The sequence below is a fragment of the Methylobacterium sp. 092160098-2 genome (genome assembly GCF_028920805.1).
Taxonomy (GTDB): Bacteria; Pseudomonadota; Alphaproteobacteria; order Rhizobiales; family Beijerinckiaceae; genus Methylobacterium; species Methylobacterium fujisawaense.
Genome location: NZ_JAQPZJ010000003.1, coordinates 364,694 through 383,993, shown reverse-complemented (window position 1 = coordinate 383,993; position 19,300 = coordinate 364,694). Strand labels below are relative to the sequence as shown.

Below are 19,300 nucleotides of genomic sequence, written 5' to 3'. Positions count from 1 at the left end.
CGCGCGGCAAGCGTCCGAGGAACCCGGCGGGACCATCACCTGTTCACGGCAACAGATTTCGCGCCCCTTCGCGTTCCTGGGAGACCCCGTCCGATGGCCGCCGAGACCGAGATTCGCACCTTCCTCTGCCGCAGCGACAATATCGGCGTGCTCATCCGCGATCCGGCGACCGGCGCCTGCGCGGCGATCGACGTCCCGGAGGCCGGGCCGGTCCTGAAGGCCCTCGACGAGACCGGCTGGCGCTTGACCGACATCCTCGTCACGCACCGGCACGGCGACCATGTCGAGGGCATCCCGGCGGTGAAGCAGGCGACCGGGGCCCGGGTGGTCGCCCCCGCTAAGGCCGGGGACGCGGTCCCTCAGGTGGACGTGACGGTGCGAGAGGGCGACACCGTCGCGATCGGCCGCCTGGAAGCCCAGGTCTGGGAGACGCCGGGCCACTGCGCCGACCACGTGACCTATTGGTTCGCCCAGGCCGGCCTCGTCTGCGCCGGGGACACCCTGTTCACCCTCGGCTGCGGGCGGGTGATGGAGAGCCCGCCCGAGACCCTGTACCGCTCCCTGCGGCGCTTCGACGATCTGCCCGACGCGACGCAAGTGTTCAGCGGCCACGACTACGTACTCTCCAACGCACGCTTCGCCCTGGCTGCCGATCCGGACAATCCGGACCTGAAGGCGCGCTTCGCCGAGGCCGAGCGCGCCAAGGCGGAAGGCCGCTTCCTGATCCCCTCGACCATGGGCGCGGAACGGGCGACCAACCCGTTCCTGCGCAGTGGACAGCCGGCCCTGGCCCGGTCCGTCGACCTACCGCCGGAAAGCGATCCCGAGGCGGTGTTCGTCGCCTTGCGAGCGTGGAAGAACCGCTTTTAACGCAGGTGATAACGAGAAAAATTTGTTGCCTTCTCAAGGCAAACTGACACATAGGGATGTTTAAGCGGTCCTAATCCGCTCAGGTAACCGGGCTCCCGGGGGGAAGCCGTAACGTCAACGCGAAGCGCCGGGACGCTTCAGCCGGTATGATGGGGGTCCGTCTCGCCCTACCACCTGTCCACTTCCCGCCTGCCGCTGCCTTTCCTCAAGCCAGAGTCCGACGGGTCCAAGGAGGAGGCGCTCAGCGCCAAGCCCAAGATTTCCGTCGCCGACGCACTCCGCGAAAATGGTGACGCGGCCAGTCCTGCGCGCCCGCGGGCGCCGGTTGCGGCCGACGTCCGGCTGCTCGGCATCGCCACCGAGCATCTGTCGCGGCTCGGCCCCAAGCGCGTGACGGTCGTGGCCGTTGCCGCCGAGGCCGGCATGACGCACGCCAACGTGTACCGCTACTTCCCGTCGAAGGACGCGCTCCTCGACGCGGTGGCGGGGCGCTGGCTGCGCGAGGTCGAAGCCCGGCTCGCCGGCATCGCCGACGCGCCCGATCCCGCTGACGACAAGATCGAGCGCCTGCTGACAGCCCTCGCGACGGTCCAGCGGGACGCCCTGTTCGACGAACCGAACCTGTTCGCGGTCCATCTCGACGCCACCGTGTCGGCACGGCCGATCGCCCGGCGGCATCGCGTCCGCCTGCGCAGTCTCGTGGAGCGGGTGGTCGAAGAGGGAATCACGTCCGGGATCTTCTCGGCTCGCGATCGGGAGCGGGCGATCGCCTACATCTTCGACGCGAGCTACCGCTTCACGCATCCCCTGGCGATCCAGCACGATGCCGAAGTGCCCCGCGACCTAATCGAGGCCCGTTTCGGAGCCGTCATCCACGCGATCCAGCGGGTGCTCCGCTCCGGCATCCTCTGATCCACCGCTTTCGCGAACGCCGCTCGCCGGGCCCGGACTCCCCTGTCCGGGCCCTTGTCGTTTCCGCGCTGCGGGCCGATCCGAGCGCCGCCCCCAACCGAAATGACAGGTTTCAGAATCTGTCATCGAGACTTCGGAGCGCCTGCGGAGCCGGGTGCACTGCACCTAAAACCTTCGCGACGTTGACGTTTCGGCACACCCCTCGGCTCGTTGAGAGGCCGCCGGATGTCTCGGACGCGCCGGCCACGCACCCTGCATCGGGTTGAAGCCACGGTGCTTTTCGGCCACACAGCCGCGCAGATTTCAGAGTGACGAATCCGGTCTCGGACCCTGGCGGCCGAGCACGGCCGGCCTCGCGCACCGCATCACCGAAGTCGAACGCAGCGGAGACGAATCCGACATGGCTCGCAACAAGATCGCGCTCATCGGTGCCGGCCAGATCGGCGGCACCCTGGCACTTCTCGCTGGCCTCAAGGATCTCGGGGACGTGGTGCTGTTCGACATCGTCGACGGCGTGCCGCAGGGCAAGGCACTCGACATCGCCGAGGCCGCCCCGGTGGAGGGCTTCGACGCGACCTACGGGGGCGCGAGCGACTACGCCGCCATCAAGGGGGCCGACGTCGTGATCGTCACCGCGGGCGTGCCGCGCAAGCCCGGCATGAGCCGCGACGACCTGATCGGCATCAATCTCAAGGTGATGCAGGCGGTGGGCGAGGGCATCAAGACCCACGCGCCGGACGCCTTCGTGATCTGCATCACCAACCCGCTCGACGCGATGGTCTGGGCGCTCCAGAAGTTCTCCGGTCTGCCCACCAACAAGATCGTCGGCATGGCCGGCGTTCTCGACTCGGCCCGCTTCCGCCACTTCCTGGCCGAGGAGTTCAAGGTCTCTGTCGAGGACGTCACCGCCTTCGTCCTCGGCGGCCACGGCGACGACATGGTGCCGCTGACCCGCTACTCGACGGTGGCGGGCGTGCCGCTGACCGACCTCGTCAAGCTCGGCTGGACCACCCAGGAGAAGCTCGACGCCATGGTCGAGCGCACCCGCAAGGGCGGCGGCGAGATCGTCAACCTGCTCAAGACCGGCTCGGCCTTCTACGCGCCCGCCGCCTCCGCCATCGCCATGGCCGAGAGCTATCTGCGCGACAAGAAGCGGGTCCTGCCCTGCGCCGCCTATCTCGACGGCCAGTACGGCGTCTCCGGCATGTTCATCGGCGTGCCGATCGTGATCGGCGCGAACGGCGTGGAGCGCGTGCTCGAGGTGACCTTCGACGCGGCCGAGAAGACGATGTTCGACAAGTCGGTCGCCTCGGTGGCGGGCCTGATCGAGGCCTGCAAGGGCGTCGACAGCAACCTCGCCTGACCGGTAAGCGGATACCGGGCCGCGCGAAGCGTTCGGGGATTCGAATCCCAGTCGCTCCGCGCTGTTCGTTGCCACCTATTCGCTCCTCCCTACGAGGCTCCGATGAACATCCACGAATACCAGGCCAAGGCCGTGCTGAAGGAGTTCGGCCTGCCCGTCTCCCGCGGCGTGGCCATCTTCAACCCGTCGGAGGCTGAGGCCGCCGCCAAGGAGCTCGGCGGCCCGGTCTGGGTCGTGAAGAGCCAGATCCACGCGGGCGGCCGCGGCAAGGGCACCTTCAAGGGTGCGCCCGAGGGCGCCAAGGGCGGCGTGCGCGTCACCAAGTCGATCGACGAGGTGAAGCAGTATGCGGGCGAGATGCTCGGCCAGACGCTGGTGACGATCCAGACCGGCCCGGCCGGCAAGCAGGTCAATCGCCTTTACATCGAGGAAGGCGCGCAGATCGCCGAGGAATTCTACCTCTCGATGCTGGTGGACCGCGCCACGGGCGGCGTCGCCTTCGTGGTCTCCACCGAGGGCGGGATGGACATCGAGGCGGTGGCCCACGACACGCCCGAGAAGATCCACACGATCGCGGTCGATCCGGCCACGGGCGTCATGCCCCATCACGGCCGCGCCGTCGCCAAGGCGCTCGGACTGTCCGGCGCCCAGGCCAAGGAAGCCGGCGCGCTCACCGAGAAGCTCTACGCGGCCTTCGTCGCCAAGGACATGAGCCTCCTCGAGATCAACCCGCTGGTGCTCACCGCGGACGGGCATCTCAAGTGCCTCGACGCCAAGATGGCCTTCGATTCGAACGCCCTCTACCGGCACCCGGACATCGTGGCGCTCCGCGACGAGACCGAGGAGGACGCCAAGGAGATCGAGGCGTCCAAGTACGACCTCGCCTACATCGCGCTCGACGGCACGATCGGCTGCATGGTCAACGGCGCCGGCCTCGCCATGGCGACCCTCGACATCATCAAGCTCTACGGCGAGGAGCCGGCGAACTTCCTCGATGTCGGCGGCGGCGCCTCGGAGGAGAAGGTCACGGCGGCGTTCAAGATCATCACCGCCGATCCGAACGTGAAGGGGATCCTCGTCAACATCTTCGGCGGGATCATGAAGTGCGACGTGATCGCCAACGGCGTCATCGCGGCCGTGAAGGCGGTGGGCCTGCAGGTGCCGCTGGTTGTGCGCCTCGAGGGCACGAACGTCGAGGAGGGGAAGGCGATCATCCGGAATTCCGGTCTCAACGTGATCCCGGCGGACGACCTCGACGACGCCGCCCAGAAGATCGTCGCCGCCGTGAAGGGAGCCTGATCATGTCGGTGATGATCGACGCCAACACCAAGGTCATCTGCCAGGGTTTCACCGGCAAGAACGGGACCTTCCACTCCGAGCAGGCCATCGCCTACGGCACCAAGATGGTCGGCGGCACGAGCCCCGGTAAGGGCGGCTCGACGCATCTCGGCCTGCCGGTGTTCGACACGGTGGCCGAGGCCCGCGAGGCCACGGGCGCCGACGCCTCGGTGGTCTACGTGCCCCCGCCCGGCGCCGCCGACGCGATCTGCGAGGCGATCGCGGCCGAGATCCCGCTGATCGTCTGCATCACCGAGGGCATTCCGGTGCTCGACATGGTCAAGGTGAAGCGGGCGCTCACCGGCTCGAAGTCGCGTCTGGTCGGGCCGAACTGCCCGGGCATCGTCACGGCGGGCGAATCGAAGATCGGCATCATGCCGGCCAACATCTTCCGGCAAGGCTCGGTCGGTATCGTCTCGCGCTCCGGCACGCTGACCTACGAGGCGGTGTTCCAGACCTCCAATGCCGGCCTCGGCCAGACCACCGCGGTGGGCATCGGCGGCGACCCGGTGAAGGGCACCGAATTCATCGACGTGCTGGAGCTGTTCCTCGCCGACCCGAAGACCGAGTCGATCGTGATGATCGGCGAGATCGGCGGCTCGGCCGAGGAGGAGGCTGCGCAGTTCCTGAAGGACGAGGCCAAGCGCGGGCGCAAGAAGCCGATGGTCGGCTTCATCGCCGGCCGCACGGCGCCTCCGGGCCGCCGCATGGGCCATGCCGGCGCGATCATCTCGGGCGGCAAGGGCGGCGCCGAGGACAAGATCGCCGCCATGGAGGCCGCGGGCATCCGCGTGTCGCCGTCGCCGGCCCGGCTGGGCTCGACGCTCGTCGAGGTCCTGAAGGGCTGAGGGCAAGCGCGCCTGCGTTGCGGCCATCGCAGGGCCGCAACGCCCATATCGGGCGTGCAGACGATTTCAGCGGGGCGGTCACCCGCCCCGTTTCGGTTTGAGGGCGATCCGCCGCGCTGACGGGGAGCCCGAAGGGCAGGGGAGCCTGCCCGCGCGACAGGATGGACGCACCATGGCACGCCAGGACGTGAACGAAGCGCTCCTCGAAACCTCGTTCCTCTACGGCGCCAACGCCGCCTACATCGAGGAATTGCAGGCGGCCTACGCCCGCAACCCGTCCTCGGTGGATCCGGAGTGGCAGACCTTCTTCAAGGGGCTCGGCGAGGACGAGACCCTGGTCGAGAAGAACGCCGCCGGCGCCTCCTGGGAGAAGCCCAACTGGCCGGTGCCGCTGAACGGCGAGCTGGTCTCGGCGCTCGACGGCAACTGGGGTGCCCTGGAGAAGGCGGTCGGCGACCGCATCGTCGCCCGGGACGGCAAGGACGCCAAGGACGCGAAGCCCGGCAAGCCGCAGGACAGCGTCACCGCAACCACCGGCGTGTCTGTGGAGCAGGCGACGAAGGATTCGGTGCGGGCGATCATGCTGATCCGCTCCTACCGCATGCGCGGCCACCTGCACGCCAAGCTCGACCCGCTCGGGCTCGCCCCCCGCGGTGACCACGAGGAGCTGCACCCGCAGCATTACGGCTTCACCGAGGAATCCGATTGGGACCGCCCGATCTTCCTCGACAACGTGCTCGGCCTCCAGTTCGGCACGATCCGCGAGATCGTCGACATCCTGGAGCGGACCTACTGCCAGACGCTCGGCGTCGAGTTCATGCACATCTCCGACCCCGCCGAGAAGGCGTGGATCCAGGAGCGCATCGAGGGCAAGGACAAGGAGATCTCGTTCACGCCCGAGGGCCGCCGCGCGATCCTCAACAAGCTGATCGAGGCCGAGGGCTTCGAGAAGTTCCTGGACCTGAAGTACACCGGCACGAAGCGCTTCGGCCTCGATGGCGGCGAGTCGATGATCCCGGCGCTGGAGCAGATCATCAAGCGCGGCGGCGCGCTCGGCGTGCGCGAGATCGTGCTGGGCATGGCCCATCGCGGCCGGCTCAACGTCCTCACCAACGTGATGGCGAAGCCCTTCCGGGCGGTGTTCCACGAGTTCAAGGGCGGCTCGGCTTCCCCGGCCGAGGTCGAGGGCTCGGGCGACGTGAAGTACCATCTGGGCGCGTCCTCGGACCGCGCCTTCGACGGCAACAACGTCCACCTGTCGCTCACCGCCAACCCCTCGCATCTCGAGATCGTCGATCCGGTGGTGCTCGGGAAGGTCCGCGCCAAGCAGGACCAGTGGGCCAAACCCAACATCGAGCGCCGCACGGTGCTGCCGCTGCTGATTCACGGCGACGCCGCCTTCGCGGGCCAGGGCGTGGTGGCCGAGTGCTTCGGCCTGTCGGGCCTGAAGGGCCACCGCACCGGCGGCTCGATCCACTTCATCATCAACAACCAGATCGGCTTCACCACCGATCCGCGCTTCTCGCGCTCCTCGCCCTACCCGTCCGACGTCGCCAAGATGGTCGAGGCGCCGATCTTCCACTGCAACGGCGACGATCCGGAAGCCGTCACCTTCGCGGCCAAGGTGGCGGTCGAGTACCGGCAGAAGTTCGGCAAGCCGGTCGTGATCGACATGCTCTGCTACCGCCGCTTCGGCCACAACGAGGGCGATGAGCCGGCCTTCACCCAGCCGAAGATGTACCAGCGGATCCGCAAGCATCCCTCGGTGCTGGAGAATTACGGCCGCAAGCTCGTCGAGAACAGCTCCGTGACCCAGGAGGCGCTCGACGCCCGAAAGGCCGAGTTCCGCGGGATGCTCGACACCGAGCTCGACGTCGCCAACACCTACAAGGCCAACAAGGCCGACTGGCTCGACGGCCGCTGGTCCGGCGTGAAGGCGGTTCACGAGGACGTGGACGATCCGCGCCGAGGCCGCACCGCCGTGCCGGCCGAGACCCTGCAGGAGATCGGGCGCAAGATCACCCAGGCGCCGCCCGGCTTCCACCTGCACCGCACGATCCAGCGGTTCATGGACAACCGCGCCAAGGCGGTGGAGACGGGTGTCGGCATCGACTGGGCGACCGCCGAGGCGCTGGCCTTCGGGGCGACCCTGCTCGACGGCAACCGGGTCCGGCTCTCCGGCCAGGATGTCGAGCGCGGCACCTTCTCGCAGCGCCACGCGGTGGTGATCGATCAGGAGAACGAGCAGCGCTACACGCCGCTCAACGCCATCCGCGAGGGCCAGGCCTCCATCGAGATCATCAACTCGATGCTCTCCGAGGAGGCGGTGCTCGGCTTCGAGTACGGCTACTCCCTGGCCGAGCCGAACGCCCTGGTCCTCTGGGAGGCGCAGTTCGGCGATTTCGCCAACGGCGCCCAGGTGGTGATCGACCAGTTCATCGCGTCCGGCGAGCGCAAGTGGCTGCGCATGTCCGGCCTCGTGCTGCTGCTGCCGCACGGCTACGAGGGGCAGGGGCCGGAGCACTCCTCCGCCCGGCTGGAGCGCTACCTCCAGGCCTGCGCCGAGGACAACATGCAGGTCGCCAACGTCACGACGCCGGCGAACTACTTCCACATCCTGCGCCGGCAGCTGAAGCGCGACTTCCGCAAGCCGCTGGTGCTGATGACGCCGAAGTCGCTGCTGCGCCACAAGCGTGCCGTCTCCAGCCTCGACGCGCTGGCCGAGGGCTCGACCTTCCACCGCGTCCTCTGGGACGACGCCGAGGAGGAGGGCGCGCCGAACAAGCTCGTGCGCGACGACAAGATCCGCCGCGTCGTCCTGTGTTCCGGCAAGGTCTATTACGACCTGCTGGAGGAGCGGGAGAAGCGCGGGCTCAACGACATCTACCTGATGCGCGTCGAGCAGCTCTACCCGTTCCCGCTCAAGGCCCTGGCCAACGAGATGGCCCGCTTCCGCAACGCCGACGTGATCTGGTGCCAGGAGGAGCCCAAGAACATGGGTGCCTGGTCCTTCGTCGAGCCCTACCTCGAGTGGGTGCTCGGCCAGGCCGGCTCCGCGGTGAAGCGCGCCCGGTACGTCGGCCGTCCGGCCTCCGCCTCCACGGCGGTCGGCCAGATGTCGAAGCACCAAGCGCAGCTCCAGGCCTTCCTCAACGAGGCCCTGGCGGTCTGATCATCCGGCCATGGCCTATTTCCTGCTCCGTCTGGAACCGCCCCGCCCGAGCTTCCCGTTCGACGCGACGGAGGCCGAGAAGGCGCTGTTCTCGGCCCATTCCGGCTACTGGATGGAGCAGGCGGCCGCAGGGGCCGCCATCGCGGTCGGGCCCGTCTTCGAGTCCGGCGGCACCTGGGGCCTGGCCCTGGTCGAGGCCGACGACGCGGCCCAGGCCGAGGCGCTCGGCGAAGCAGATCCCGTCCTGATGGCGCAGGCAGGCTTCCGGTACACCGTCTCGCCCGTTCCATCCCTGATCCTGCGGCGCTGACGTCGCGGCCCGACATCCAGAGGAGGCCCCCCGCGGGGCAGAAGAGAGCATGGCAACCGACATCCTCGTCCCGACCCTCGGCGAATCCGTGAGCGAGGCCACGATCGGCCGCTGGTTCAAGAAGCCCGGCGACACGGTCGCGGCCGACGAGCCGATCGTCGAGCTCGAGACCGACAAGGTCACCCTGGAGGTCAACGCCCCGGCGGCCGGCGAGCTCGGCGAGATCCTGGTCAAGGATGGGGAGACCGTGGAGCCCGGCGCCCTGCTCGGCTCGATCGTCGAGGCCGGCGCGGCCGGCAGCGGCAAGAAGGCCGCCCCCAAGGAGGCCCCGAAGGAGGCCGCCGAGATCAAAGCCGAGAGCCGGAGCGAGGCCCCGAAGGCCGCCGCCCCCGCGAAGGCCGAAGCGCCCGCCCAGGAATCCTCTGCCGGCTACGGCAACCACGGCGACGCTGCCGCTCCGGCGGCAGCCCAGCAGCGCCCGGTGGGCGACAACGGCCCGGCGGTGGCGAAGCTCGCCCGGGAATCCGGCGTCGACCCGTCGGCGGTCAGTGGCTCCGGCAAGGACGGCCGCGTCACCAAGGGCGACATGCTCGGCGCCATCGCAAAGGGCCCGTCGGCCGCGCCCGCCAAGGAGGCCCGACCGACCCTGCCGCGCGCGCCTTCGGCGCCGGACGACGCCGCGCGCGAGGAACGCGTGCGGATGACGAAGCTGCGCCAGACCATCGCGCGCCGCCTCAAGGACGCGCAGGACACGGCGGCGATGCTGACGACGTTCAACGACGTCGACATGTCGGCCGTGATGGCGATGCGCAGCCAGTACAAGGATATCTTCGAGAAGAAGCACGGCACGAAGCTCGGCTTCATGGGCTTCTTCACCAAGGCGGTGATCGGCGCCCTCAAGGACGTGCCGGCGGTCAACGCCGAGATCGACGGGCAGGACCTCGTCTACAAGAACTACTACCACATCGGCATCGCGGTCGGGACCGATAAGGGCCTCGTCGTGCCGGTGGTGCGCGACGCCGACGACCTGTCGATCGCCGGCATCGAGAAGAAGATCGCGGGCTTCGGCAAGAAGGCCCGCGACGGCAAGCTCTCCATCGAGGAGATGCAGGGCGGCACCTTCACGATCACCAACGGTGGCATCTACGGCTCGCTGATGTCGACGCCGATCCTCAACGCGCCGCAATCGGGCATCCTCGGCATGCACCGCATCGAGGAGCGCCCGGTGGTCCGGGCCGGCAAGATCGAGGCCCGGCCGATGATGTACCTCGCGCTGTCGTACGATCATCGCATCGTCGACGGTAAGGAGGCCGTGACCTTCCTGGTGCGGGTGAAGGAGGCGCTGGAGGATCCGGCGCGGCTCGTGCTGGACCTCTGAGGTCGTCATGTCGGGCGCTGAGAACAGGGTTGCGATCGTCACCGGCGGCAGCCGCGGCATCGGCCGGGCCGTGTCGCTGCTTCTCGCGGAGCGCGGCTACGCGGTCTGCCTGAGCTACGTGTCGGACGCCGCCGCAGCCAAGACCGTGGTGGACGCGATCACCGCCAAGGGCGGCAAGGCGCTCGCCGTGAAGGGCGATGTCGGCAGCGAGGCCGACGTCATCGCGCTGTTCAGGGCGGCCGACGGGCTCGGGCGCCTCGCGGCTTTGGTCAACAATGCCGGCGTCGTCGACGTGAAGTCCGACGTCGCCGACATGACCGAGGGCCGGCTCCAGCGGATGATGACAACCAACGTGGTCGGCAGCTTCCTGTGCGCCCGCGAGGCGGTCCGGCGGATGTCGACCAAGCGCGGCGGGGCAGGGGGCGCCATCGTCAACCTGTCCTCGGTGGCGGCGCGGCTGGGCGGCCCCGGTCAGTTCGTGGATTACGCCGCCTCGAAGGGGGCCATCGACGCGCTGACGATCGGGCTCGCCCGGGAGGTGGCCGCCGAAGGCATCCGGGTCAACGCGGTGGCGCCCGGCATCATCGCCACCGAGATCCATGCCAGCGGCGGCGAGCCGGACCGGGTGGAGCGCCTCGGCCCGGGCGTCCCGATGAAGCGGGCCGGCACCGCCGAGGAGGTGGCCGCACCGATCGTGTGGCTGCTCTCGGAGGAGGCCTCCTACACCACGGGCGCCATCCTCGACGTCGGCGGCGGCCGCTGAGCCTCAGCCCGACCTGACATTCCCTGCCCGTCTCACACGCGGCACGACCGAGCGGAAGCGAAGCCTCATGTCCTACGATCTCGTCGTCATCGGCACCGGTCCCGGCGGCTACGTGTGCGCCATCCGCGCGGCGCAGCTCGGCCTGCGGACCGCCGTGGTCGAGAAGCGCGCGACCCATGGCGGCACCTGCCTCAATGTCGGCTGCATCCCGTCCAAGGCCCTGCTGCACGCCTCCGAGGCGTTCGAGGAGGCCAACACGCATTTCGCCGATCTCGGCATCGATGTCGGCACGCCGAAGCTCGACCTGAAGAAGATGATGGCCTTCAAGGCCGAGGGCGTGGCGGGCAACACAAAGGGCGTCGAGTTCCTGCTCAAGAAGAACAAGGTCGAGACCTTCCACGGAACCGGTCGGATCGCGGGTGCCGGCCGGGTCGAGGTCGTGTCCGAGGATGGCGGCAACCAGATGCTCGAGACCAAGAGCATCGTCATCGCCACCGGCTCGGACGTGGCGCGGCTGCCCGGCGTCACCATCGACGAGAAGGTGGTGGTCTCCTCGACCGGCGCCCTGGAGCTCGACCGGGTGCCGAAGAAGCTCCTGGTCATCGGCGCCGGCGTGATCGGGCTGGAGCTGGGCTCCGTCTGGCGCCGGCTCGGCTCCGAGGTCACCGTGGTCGAGTATCTCGACCGGGTGCTGCCCGGCATGGACGGAGAGGTCGGCAAGCAGTTCCAGCGGATCCTGACCAAGCAGGGCATCGCCTTCAAGTTGTCCACCAAGGTGACCGGCGTCGAGGTCGGCAAGAAGGGCGGCGCGACCGTCACCGTGGAGCCGGCCGCGGGCGGCGCGGCGGAAACGCTCCAGGCGGACGCGGTCCTCGTCTGCATCGGCCGGGTCCCCTACACGGAGGGCCTGGGCCTCGACACGGTGGGCGTCCAGCGGGACGACAAGGGCCGGATCCTCACGGACTCGCACTACGCCACCAACGTCACCGGCATCTACGCCATCGGTGACGTGATTGCCGGCCCGATGCTGGCCCACAAGGCCGAGGACGAGGGCGTCGCGGTGGCCGAGATGCTGGCCGGCCAGTCCGGCCACGTGAATTACGGCGTGATCCCGAACGTGGTCTACACGTTCCCGGAGGTCGCCTCGGTGGGCAAGACCGAGGAGGAGTTGAAGAAGGACGGCGTCGCCTACAATGCCGGCAAGTTCCCCTTCACGGCCAACGGCCGGGCCAAGGCGAACGGCACCACGGACGGCTTCGTGAAGGTGCTGGCCGACGCCCAGACCGACCGGGTGCTGGGCGTGCACATCGTCGGCGCGGATGCCGGCAACCTGATCGCCGAGGCGGCGGTGGCGATGGAGTTCGGTGCCTCCTCGGAGGACATCGCCCGGACCTGCCACGCGCATCCGACGCTGACCGAGGCCGTCAAGGAAGCCGCCCTGGCGGTGAGCAAGCGCGCGATCCACGTCTGAGTGGCGGGCGGACGCACGAGCGTCCATTCGCAGGGGGGCTGGGACAAAAGGGGCGGCTCACCGAACTGCCCTTTGTCCTGAGTCGCCGGAGCGCAGCGCAGACCATGCGGGAGGGCGCCGGAGACCGTCCCGCTCCCCGAAGCCCTCCTTCGAGGCCCGCTTCGCGGGCACCTCAGGATGAGATAGGGAGATCGCGGCCGCCTGCCGGCGGCGGGATCAGGCGATCTTGCGCCGGGAGTTCGGCAGGTCGGCGATCCGCAGGAGGGCGCTCGGTGCGGGCGGCGCCGTCAGGGCGTTGAGCAGGTAGGGCCTGCGCAGGCCCAGGGCGTTGTGCAAGGCGAGGTCGATGTCGCGGGCGTAGAACGGCATTCGCAGGACCGCATCGACGCCGAAGTAGCGGCCGGCCTGGGCGACGGGCTCCAGCTCGGACGTCGTCAACAGTGTGATCCGGGTCGGAAGGCTGAGGGGCTGGATCTGGCAGGCCAGTTCGAGCCCGTCGATGCCAACGAGCTTCACGTCGATGAAGGCGAAGTCGTAGGCGGCAAACTTCAGCTGCCTGAGGGCGTGGCGTCCGTCATCCGTCTCGTCGAGGTCGATGGCGAAGCCGCTGCGCGCCACGACGCGGCTGATGGCCGAGCGCCCCGCCGGGGTCGAGCAGGCGAGCAGAGCCCGGGTCGGGGCGCGGCGCCGGGCATCGGCGTGGAGCAGCTGCTCGATATGGCCTGGATCGAGGGGGGTCTTCAGGACCTCGTAGGCCCCGAGGCTGGTGGCGATCTCCTGCCAGTGCGGCAGGACGCGGGTGGCGACCAGAACCAGACAGGGCGGCTCCGCACCCGCGCGACGCGCCACGGCGACGGCTTCGGGCCCGCTCAGGTCGTCAAGCTGAAGCCCGACGAAGGCCAGAGTCGGGCGGTGACGCAGCAGGATGTCGCAGAGCGCCTGACCGGAGGTCGCCTCGTCGATCACGGCGCGTGGATCGAAGCGCAGGACGATCTCTCGCAGGGAGAGGCGCCGGCCCGGATCGCAATCCGCGATCACGACACGTGCCGGCGCCCCTCCGTCCTCAAGCTCCATGACGCCCGCCCAAGCCGATCCGAATGTTGATGCTCATAGTGGCTGAAGATCGTGACGAAGCTCTTAAAAAGTGCGGTTGTGCAATGAGCCGATCGGATGACGCGTCTATAGATGATGTTGAACAGCCCCGAAGTCGAAACTTCCAGCACTCTTGATCAGCGACCCGCCCGGGGATGGGCCGCCGCGTAGGCGCTCATGAGACGGGCGGCATCGACCTGGGTGTAGAGCTGAGTGGTGGACAGGGAGGCGTGGCCGAGGAGTTCCTGGATCGCGCGCAATTCTCCCTGGCGGGCCAGCAGATGGGTGGCGAAGGAGTGCCGCAGGGCGTGCGGCGTGGCGCTGTCGGGCAGGCCGAGGGCTCCCCGCGCGCGGGCCACCGTATACTGGATGATCCGCGGCGACAGGGCCCCCCCGCGCGCGCCGACGAAGAGCGGCCCCTCCGGCGGCAGCGGCAGCGGGCAGGCGGCGAGGTAGTCGGCCACGGCCTGCGCCACCACGGGCAGGATCGGCACCATGCGCTGCTTGCCGCCCTTGCCGAGCACGGTGACCTGGTCGACCCCGGGCAGGGGCGCGTCGCGGCGAGTCAGTCCGAGGGCCTCGGAGATGCGCAGGCCTGCGCCGTAGAGCAGCGCCAGCACGGCGGCATCCCGGGCGAGAACCCAGGGCGCGCGTTCCTCGCCGGCGCGAATCGCCGTGTCGGTCAACGCCACGGCGGCGCTGACGGGCAGGGGTCGCGGAAGCCGCCGCGGAACCTTGGGCGAGCGCACGCCGCCCAGGGCCGAGACGGTGCCGAAGCCCTCGCGTTCGAGGAAGCGTGCGAAGGAGCGCAGACCCGCGAGCATGCGCATCAGCGAGCGTCCGGAGACCTCCTCGGCCCGGCGCGCCGCCATGAAGGCGCGGATGTCCCGCACCTTCAAGCCGACGAGCATCGGGATGGTCGGCGTGCTCTGCCGCGACGCGAGGTGGTGGAGAAACTGACGGAGGTCACGCCCGTAGGCCTCGACGGTGTTGGGCGACATTCGCCGCTCGCGCGCCAGCCCCTCGATCCAGGCCTGGACGGCCGCGCGGAGGCGGGCATCGCCCGGAAACAGCAGCCGATCGCCTTCGGTTTCGTGCGCGCTCATGGTGCCACTCGACCGGATCATCCTTGCTGGGAGCTTAAGACCCTGCCTTGGTGAAACCGGGCGTTCACGATACGTACGGCAGCCTCGGGCCGTTCACCGAGCCGTGGAGCCCCATGACAACCCCCATCCGCATCCTCGGCATCGATCCCGGCCTGCGCCGCACCGGCTGGGGCCTGATCACCGCGCAGGGCACGAAGCTCACCTACGGCGATTGCGGCGTCGTGACCTCGGACGGCGACCTGCCGCTGGCCCTGCGCCTGCGCGAGCTGTTCGAGGGGATCAGCCGCATCGTCGAGACCGTGCGGCCCGACGAGGTCGCCGTGGAGGAGACCTTCGTCAACAAGGACGCGCAGGCGACGCTCAAGCTGGGTCACGCCCGGGCGATGGCGCTGGTGGTGCCGGCCCTCGCCGGCCTGCCCGTGTTCGAATACGCCGCGAACCTGATCAAGAAGACCGTGGCGGGCTCCGGTCACGCCGAGAAGGTACAGATCCAGGCGATGGTACGCTTCCTCCTGCCGAAGGCCGAGTTCCGCGTGGCGGACGCCGCCGACGCGCTGGCCATCGCCATCACCCATGCCAGCCATCGGGACGCCCACGCCCTTCGGCAGGCGCATCTGCCGAAGGGTAAGCGCCGCACGCTCACGGGCCAAGCGGCCGCAGGACAGGGGCTCGAAGGGAAGGGATTCTCCGCCGCCGCAGCCGCGCGCATCGAGGCCGCATTGGCGAAACAGGGCTGATGGGACCGGGAAGAACTTGGTGGGGGAAGTAGGACTCGAACCTACGAAGCTTACGCAGCGGATTTACAGTCCGCCCCCTTTGCCGCTCGGGACATTCCCCCAAGGCAGGTTTCTCACCCGCGGCGCCCTTATGGTGAGGGGGCGGCCGGGTGTCAACGCTTATGGTGAGCTGATCCGCGTTGGCGCGTGCGGCAACCGTGGAGAGCGGTGCGGTTTCGATCGATCGCACCGCGCGAGCGCCTCCCTGTCCGCCCCTTGGGGAGGGGACGAAAACGCGAACGTTCCGCGACTCCAGGGATTCACAAAGGAATCCGGATCGGCCACGGTGCGCGGATGTCATCCTGCTTCGCCGGCCCTTGACCCGCCCCGCCCCGTCTCTGCGGTCCCACCAGCGCACGCTGATGGCCCTGGTCGCGGCCATGGCGCGCGGCGAGGCGGCCCATGTCCGGAAGATCCTGGCCGCGGTGACGCCGGGCGGCGGCAAGTCGCTGCTGCCGGTGATCGCCGCGCACGGGCTGATCGCCGCCGGGCTCGTCGAGCGCGTGGTCTGGGTGGTGCCGCGGGATTCCCTGCGATTGCAGGCGGAGGAGGCTTTCGCCGACCCACTCTGGCGCGCCGCGTTCGGGCACGCCCTCAGCGTGCGGGCGGCGGACAACGAGCGCGACCCGGCGCGGGGTCTGGCCGGCTACGTCACCACCTATCAGGCGGTCGCCGCCGCCCCGGCGCTCCACCTCGCGGAAGCCCGGGCGCACCGGACCCTGCTGGTCGTCGATGAGGTCCATCACCTGCCGGTGCCCGGACGGCCCGGCGCCGACGAGAACGCCGCCGAGGACGCGGAAGCGGGGGCATGGTCCCGCGCGATGCTGCCCGTCATGGAGGCAGCGACCGTTCGCCTCTACCTGTCCGGGACGCTGGAGCGCGCGGACGGGCGACGCATCCTCGGCCTGCCCTATCAGCCCGCCGCGCCCGGCCGCGGGCCGGATCTCGACCTCGACGCGCCCGGCCTCGCGGTGATCGGCTATTCGCGGGCGCAGGCGCTGGCCGAGCGGGCGGTGCTGCCGGTGACCTTCGGCGCCATCGACGGCGAGGCCAGCTGGCTGGAGGGCGGCCGGATCGCCGGCGACAGTCCGCGGGTCGGCCCGCACCGGCTGGGTGCGGGCTCGGTCCGGATCACCACCCGGCCGGCCCTGTTCACCGCTCTGCGGACCGGCTTCGCCCGCGACCTGCTGAGCGAGGCCTTCTTCGCCACGAAGCGCCTGCGTGCCCGGCGCCGGGCCGAGCGGGATCTCCCGCCCGGCGAGCCGGCCCGGGGACTCGGCAAGCTCCTCGTGGTGGCGCCCGATCAGGCGAGCGCGCGGGCCTACCTCGCCACCCTGCGGGACTGGATGCCGGCCGGGCAGGGCGAGCGCGACGTCCGGCTCGCGACCTCCGGCCAGGGCGACGCCCACGCGGCGCTCGCCGCGTTCCGGCTCACGCCGGAACCGGCCGTGCTGGTGACGGTGGCCATGGCGTATGAGGGCCTCGACGCCCCCGAGGTCGCGGTGGTCGCGGCGCTGACCCATATCCGCTCGCGGCCGTGGCTGGAGCAGATGCTCGCCCGGGCTACCCGGGTCGATCCGCATGCGGGCCCCTACGACGGGCAGCAGGCCCTGATCTTCCACCCCGACGACCCGCTCTTCGCCCGGTTCCGCCTTGAACTGGAGACCGAGCAGGGCAGCAGCGTGCGGCCGCCCCGCGAGCGGCCGGCGAGCGCCATCGTGCCCGAGCGGACCCGCTGGCGCGACGACGAGCCGGCCGGGATCACGCCCCTGGAGAGCAACGCGATCGGGCTGCGCTACGCCCTGCTGCGCCCCCGCCTGCCCGAGCCTGTCCCCACGACACCCGCGCCCGAACCGCCGTCGATCACCGAGCGGACCCTGCGCCAGCGGCTCGCCGCCGCGGTGGCGGCCCAGGCGGTCGAGGACGAGACGTCCCTGCGGGTGCCCCGCGGCGGCAACCTCGCCCACCGGTACAACGCCGTGCTCAAGCGCGTCCTCGGCAAGGGGCGTGCGACCATGACCCTGCCCGAGCTGGAGGCGGCCTTGTCCTGGCTTGAACGCAACCGCCTCGCCGACCATCTCGACTGCCTCGACGGCGATGCCCGCTACGCGTGGTCCGCCCGCCAGCGCCGCGGCCGCTGGCAGCCGGAGCGCGCCGCCGGTCGCTGAACCGGCACGGGAGGGAGAGAGCCGTGACCGAGAGCCTGCCCGCCGCCTTCACCGCGACACTCTCGGCGCCCGAGCCGCCGCCCGGCTGGCCCGCACCGCTCGCCGCGCTCTGGTGGCTCGCCCACGATCCGTCCGGACCCGCCTCCGACGCCTGGGACCGGGCCCACCGCCTCGTTCAGGACGCCGCCGGGCCCGATGCCGCCTGGGTGCACGCCCATCTCCACCGGATCGAGGGCGATGACGGCAATGCGCGCTACTGGTACGGCCGCGCCGGCCAACCGGGCCCGCATGGCACGCTCGTGCAGGAGCGGGCCGCGCTCGTCGGCGCCCTCTTTAAGCCGATCTGATCGCCCGGCCCCCGCCGAGTCTCGGAACGCCCGGCCTCACAGCCAGTTGAATGGCCGCCCGGTGCGGAGATCGGGCCTCGATCATCGGAGCGGATCCATGAGCCTTCTCGGCAGCATCGTCAGCAAAATCCTCCATCCGTTCGGCGGGGGTAGCGCGGACGCGGCCCCCGCCCCCTCCGGCGGCACGACCGGCACGAGCGCCCCGTCCACCCCGTCGGCCCCCGGCACCGCCGGCGGCGAACCCGTGGACGTCGCGGCGGTCCTCACCGGCCTCGCCGAGAAGAACCCGCAGAAGCTCGACTGGCGCCACTCGATCGTCGACCTGATGAAGCTGCTGGGCCTCGATTCCGGTCTCGCCTCGCGCAAGCAGCTCGCCGACGAGCTGCACTACACCGGCGACAAGGACGATTCGGCCAGCATGAACATCTGGCTGCACAAGCAGGTCATGCAGAAGCTCGCCGAGAACGGCGGCAAGGTTCCGGACGATCTGAAGCACTAGATCGCCCGTTTCAGCTTACCTGAGCATCGCCGCGGGCGGCCTGTGACGGCCGCCCGCGGCACCGTCCCGGACGATGCGGGCGGGAGAAGCGAGGCTGCCGAGCGCCTGCGCTTGTCCCCGGCAGCGGGCCTTGCAGGGGCCCTGTCCTTTCCGATCACATGGACCGCATCACACAGCGCCGAATCACGGGGCGCCGGGGAGCGATCGGTCATGTCCATACCGATGGGGCATCACAGGGACCCGTTCCGAGGGCTGCACCTCGCGCCCATCGCCGCCGCCGTCGCCCGCGGCGATCTCGCGGGCATCGTCGCGCTGGCCCCGGGCGTGAACCTGTCCGACCGCGGCGACCAGAACATGACCCTTCTCGAATGGGCGATCTGGAACGGGCAGCCGCGCGCATTGTCCGCGCTTCTCGAGGCCGGCGCCGACCCGTCCGAACCGGGCCTCGACCAAGAGACCGTCATGCACATGGCCGCGATGGTCGAGGATCCGCACTATCTGGAGATCCTGCTGCGGCACGGCGCGCCGGTCGATCCCGTGAGCGCGCGCCGTCACTGGACGCCCCTGTTCCGTGCAGTCCAGAATCGCCGGGAGGCACAGATTGCGTCGCTGCTGCAGGCCGGCGCGGATCCGAACCGGGTCGATGACACCGGCAATTCCCTGCTCCATCTGGCAGCGCAGGTCGGTGCGGCCAACCCGTGGGTGCTGAGGCTGCTTCAGGCCGGCCTCGACCCGACGCTGCGGAATGCACAGCAGAAGACATTCCAGCCGTATTTCTTCACGACGCCCGATCATCTGCTGAACGATGCCGCGCGGCAGACCCGCTCCGCCGTCCGCACCTGGCTGATCAATCACGACATCCCGCTGGACGAGGCGCGCTGACGGGG

The 19,300-nt window shown here is 69.9% G+C and carries 17 protein-coding genes and 1 tRNA gene; 15 read left to right on the top strand and 3 right to left on the bottom strand.

Annotated elements, in window-relative coordinates:
- Window positions 1–93: 93 nt before the first annotated feature.
- The 10 genes from gloB (at window position 94) to lpdA (ending at window position 12,425) form a co-directional block, all read left to right on the top strand.
- The gene (gene gloB, locus PQI07_RS34035) at window positions 94–870 is read left to right on the top strand and encodes a hydroxyacylglutathione hydrolase (RefSeq protein WP_043354964.1); all 777 of its coding nucleotides are present in this window, start codon (window positions 94–96) and stop codon (window positions 868–870) included.
- Between the two features lie 342 nt (window positions 871–1,212).
- Window positions 1,213–1,782 (top strand): TetR family transcriptional regulator, encoded by a 570-nt coding sequence (locus PQI07_RS34030; RefSeq protein ID WP_007560094.1) that lies wholly within the window; start codon window positions 1,213–1,215, stop codon window positions 1,780–1,782.
- A gap of 400 nt (window positions 1,783–2,182) precedes the next feature.
- Complete coding sequence (mdh, locus tag PQI07_RS34025; RefSeq protein ID WP_274929060.1) at window positions 2,183–3,145, top strand: malate dehydrogenase; 963 nt, start codon at window positions 2,183–2,185, stop codon at window positions 3,143–3,145.
- A 102-nt stretch (window positions 3,146–3,247) separates the two neighbouring features.
- Window positions 3,248–4,444 (top strand): ADP-forming succinate--CoA ligase subunit beta, encoded by a 1,197-nt coding sequence (gene sucC, locus PQI07_RS34020; RefSeq protein ID WP_043354953.1) that lies wholly within the window; start codon window positions 3,248–3,250, stop codon window positions 4,442–4,444.
- Window positions 4,445–4,446: 2 nt separating this feature from the next.
- The gene (gene sucD, locus PQI07_RS34015; RefSeq protein WP_043354951.1) at window positions 4,447–5,331 is read left to right on the top strand and encodes a succinate--CoA ligase subunit alpha; all 885 of its coding nucleotides are present in this window, start codon (window positions 4,447–4,449) and stop codon (window positions 5,329–5,331) included.
- 172 nt (window positions 5,332–5,503) lie between these two features.
- Window positions 5,504–8,503: a 2-oxoglutarate dehydrogenase E1 component gene (locus tag PQI07_RS34010; protein WP_043388850.1), complete on the top strand. Its 3,000-nt coding sequence runs from the start codon at window positions 5,504–5,506 to the stop codon at window positions 8,501–8,503.
- A gap of 10 nt (window positions 8,504–8,513) precedes the next feature.
- A complete protein-coding gene (locus tag PQI07_RS34005) occupies window positions 8,514–8,813 on the top strand; it encodes a YciI family protein (protein ID WP_043388853.1) in 300 nt (99 codons plus the stop codon).
- A 49-nt stretch (window positions 8,814–8,862) separates the two neighbouring features.
- Window positions 8,863–10,191 (top strand): 2-oxoglutarate dehydrogenase complex dihydrolipoyllysine-residue succinyltransferase, encoded by a 1,329-nt coding sequence (gene odhB, locus PQI07_RS34000; protein WP_043354944.1) that lies wholly within the window; start codon window positions 8,863–8,865, stop codon window positions 10,189–10,191.
- A gap of 7 nt (window positions 10,192–10,198) precedes the next feature.
- Window positions 10,199–10,954, top strand: coding sequence for an SDR family oxidoreductase (locus PQI07_RS33995; protein ID WP_043354942.1), 756 nt, complete (start codon window positions 10,199–10,201; stop codon window positions 10,952–10,954).
- Window positions 10,955–11,021: 67 nt separating this feature from the next.
- Window positions 11,022–12,425 carry a dihydrolipoyl dehydrogenase gene (gene lpdA / locus PQI07_RS33990; protein ID WP_043756043.1) on the top strand — a complete coding sequence of 468 codons (1,404 nt, stop codon included), beginning with the start codon at window positions 11,022–11,024 and terminating at the stop codon, window positions 12,423–12,425.
- 216 nt (window positions 12,426–12,641) lie between these two features.
- Here lpdA and PQI07_RS33985 read toward each other — a convergent pair whose 3' ends face one another.
- On the bottom strand, window positions 12,642–13,499 hold the full coding sequence (locus PQI07_RS33985; protein ID WP_043388859.1) for a response regulator: 858 nt from the start codon (window positions 13,497–13,499) through the stop codon (window positions 12,642–12,644).
- Window positions 13,500–13,654: 155 nt separating this feature from the next.
- On the bottom strand, window positions 13,655–14,623 hold the full coding sequence (locus PQI07_RS33980; RefSeq protein WP_043388863.1) for a tyrosine recombinase XerC: 969 nt from the start codon (window positions 14,621–14,623) through the stop codon (window positions 13,655–13,657).
- A gap of 113 nt (window positions 14,624–14,736) precedes the next feature.
- Between PQI07_RS33980 and ruvC the strand changes: the two genes are divergently transcribed.
- Window positions 14,737–15,360: a crossover junction endodeoxyribonuclease RuvC gene (gene ruvC / locus PQI07_RS33975; protein ID WP_043388865.1), complete on the top strand. Its 624-nt coding sequence runs from the start codon at window positions 14,737–14,739 to the stop codon at window positions 15,358–15,360.
- A gap of 17 nt (window positions 15,361–15,377) precedes the next feature.
- On the opposite strand, the gene PQI07_RS33970 is transcribed toward ruvC, so the two are convergent.
- Window positions 15,378–15,461, bottom strand: a tRNA-Tyr gene (locus tag PQI07_RS33970).
- 255 nt (window positions 15,462–15,716) lie between these two features.
- Between PQI07_RS33970 and PQI07_RS33965 the strand changes: the two genes are divergently transcribed.
- The 4 genes from PQI07_RS33965 to PQI07_RS33950 all read left to right on the top strand — a co-directional run bounded on the left by PQI07_RS33965 (window position 15,717) and on the right by PQI07_RS33950 (window position 19,295).
- Window positions 15,717–17,567, top strand: a complete 1,851-nt coding sequence (locus tag PQI07_RS33965) for a DEAD/DEAH box helicase (protein WP_075379769.1) — start codon at window positions 15,717–15,719, stop codon at window positions 17,565–17,567.
- Window positions 17,568–17,590: 23 nt separating this feature from the next.
- The gene (locus PQI07_RS33960; RefSeq protein WP_274929059.1) at window positions 17,591–17,914 is read left to right on the top strand and encodes a hypothetical protein; all 324 of its coding nucleotides are present in this window, start codon (window positions 17,591–17,593) and stop codon (window positions 17,912–17,914) included.
- 97 nt (window positions 17,915–18,011) lie between these two features.
- A complete protein-coding gene (locus tag PQI07_RS33955; protein ID WP_043388871.1) occupies window positions 18,012–18,413 on the top strand; it encodes a DUF3597 domain-containing protein in 402 nt (133 codons plus the stop codon).
- A gap of 210 nt (window positions 18,414–18,623) precedes the next feature.
- On the top strand, window positions 18,624–19,295 hold the full coding sequence (locus PQI07_RS33950) for an ankyrin repeat domain-containing protein (RefSeq protein ID WP_274929058.1): 672 nt from the start codon (window positions 18,624–18,626) through the stop codon (window positions 19,293–19,295).
- Window positions 19,296–19,300 lie beyond the last annotated feature (5 nt).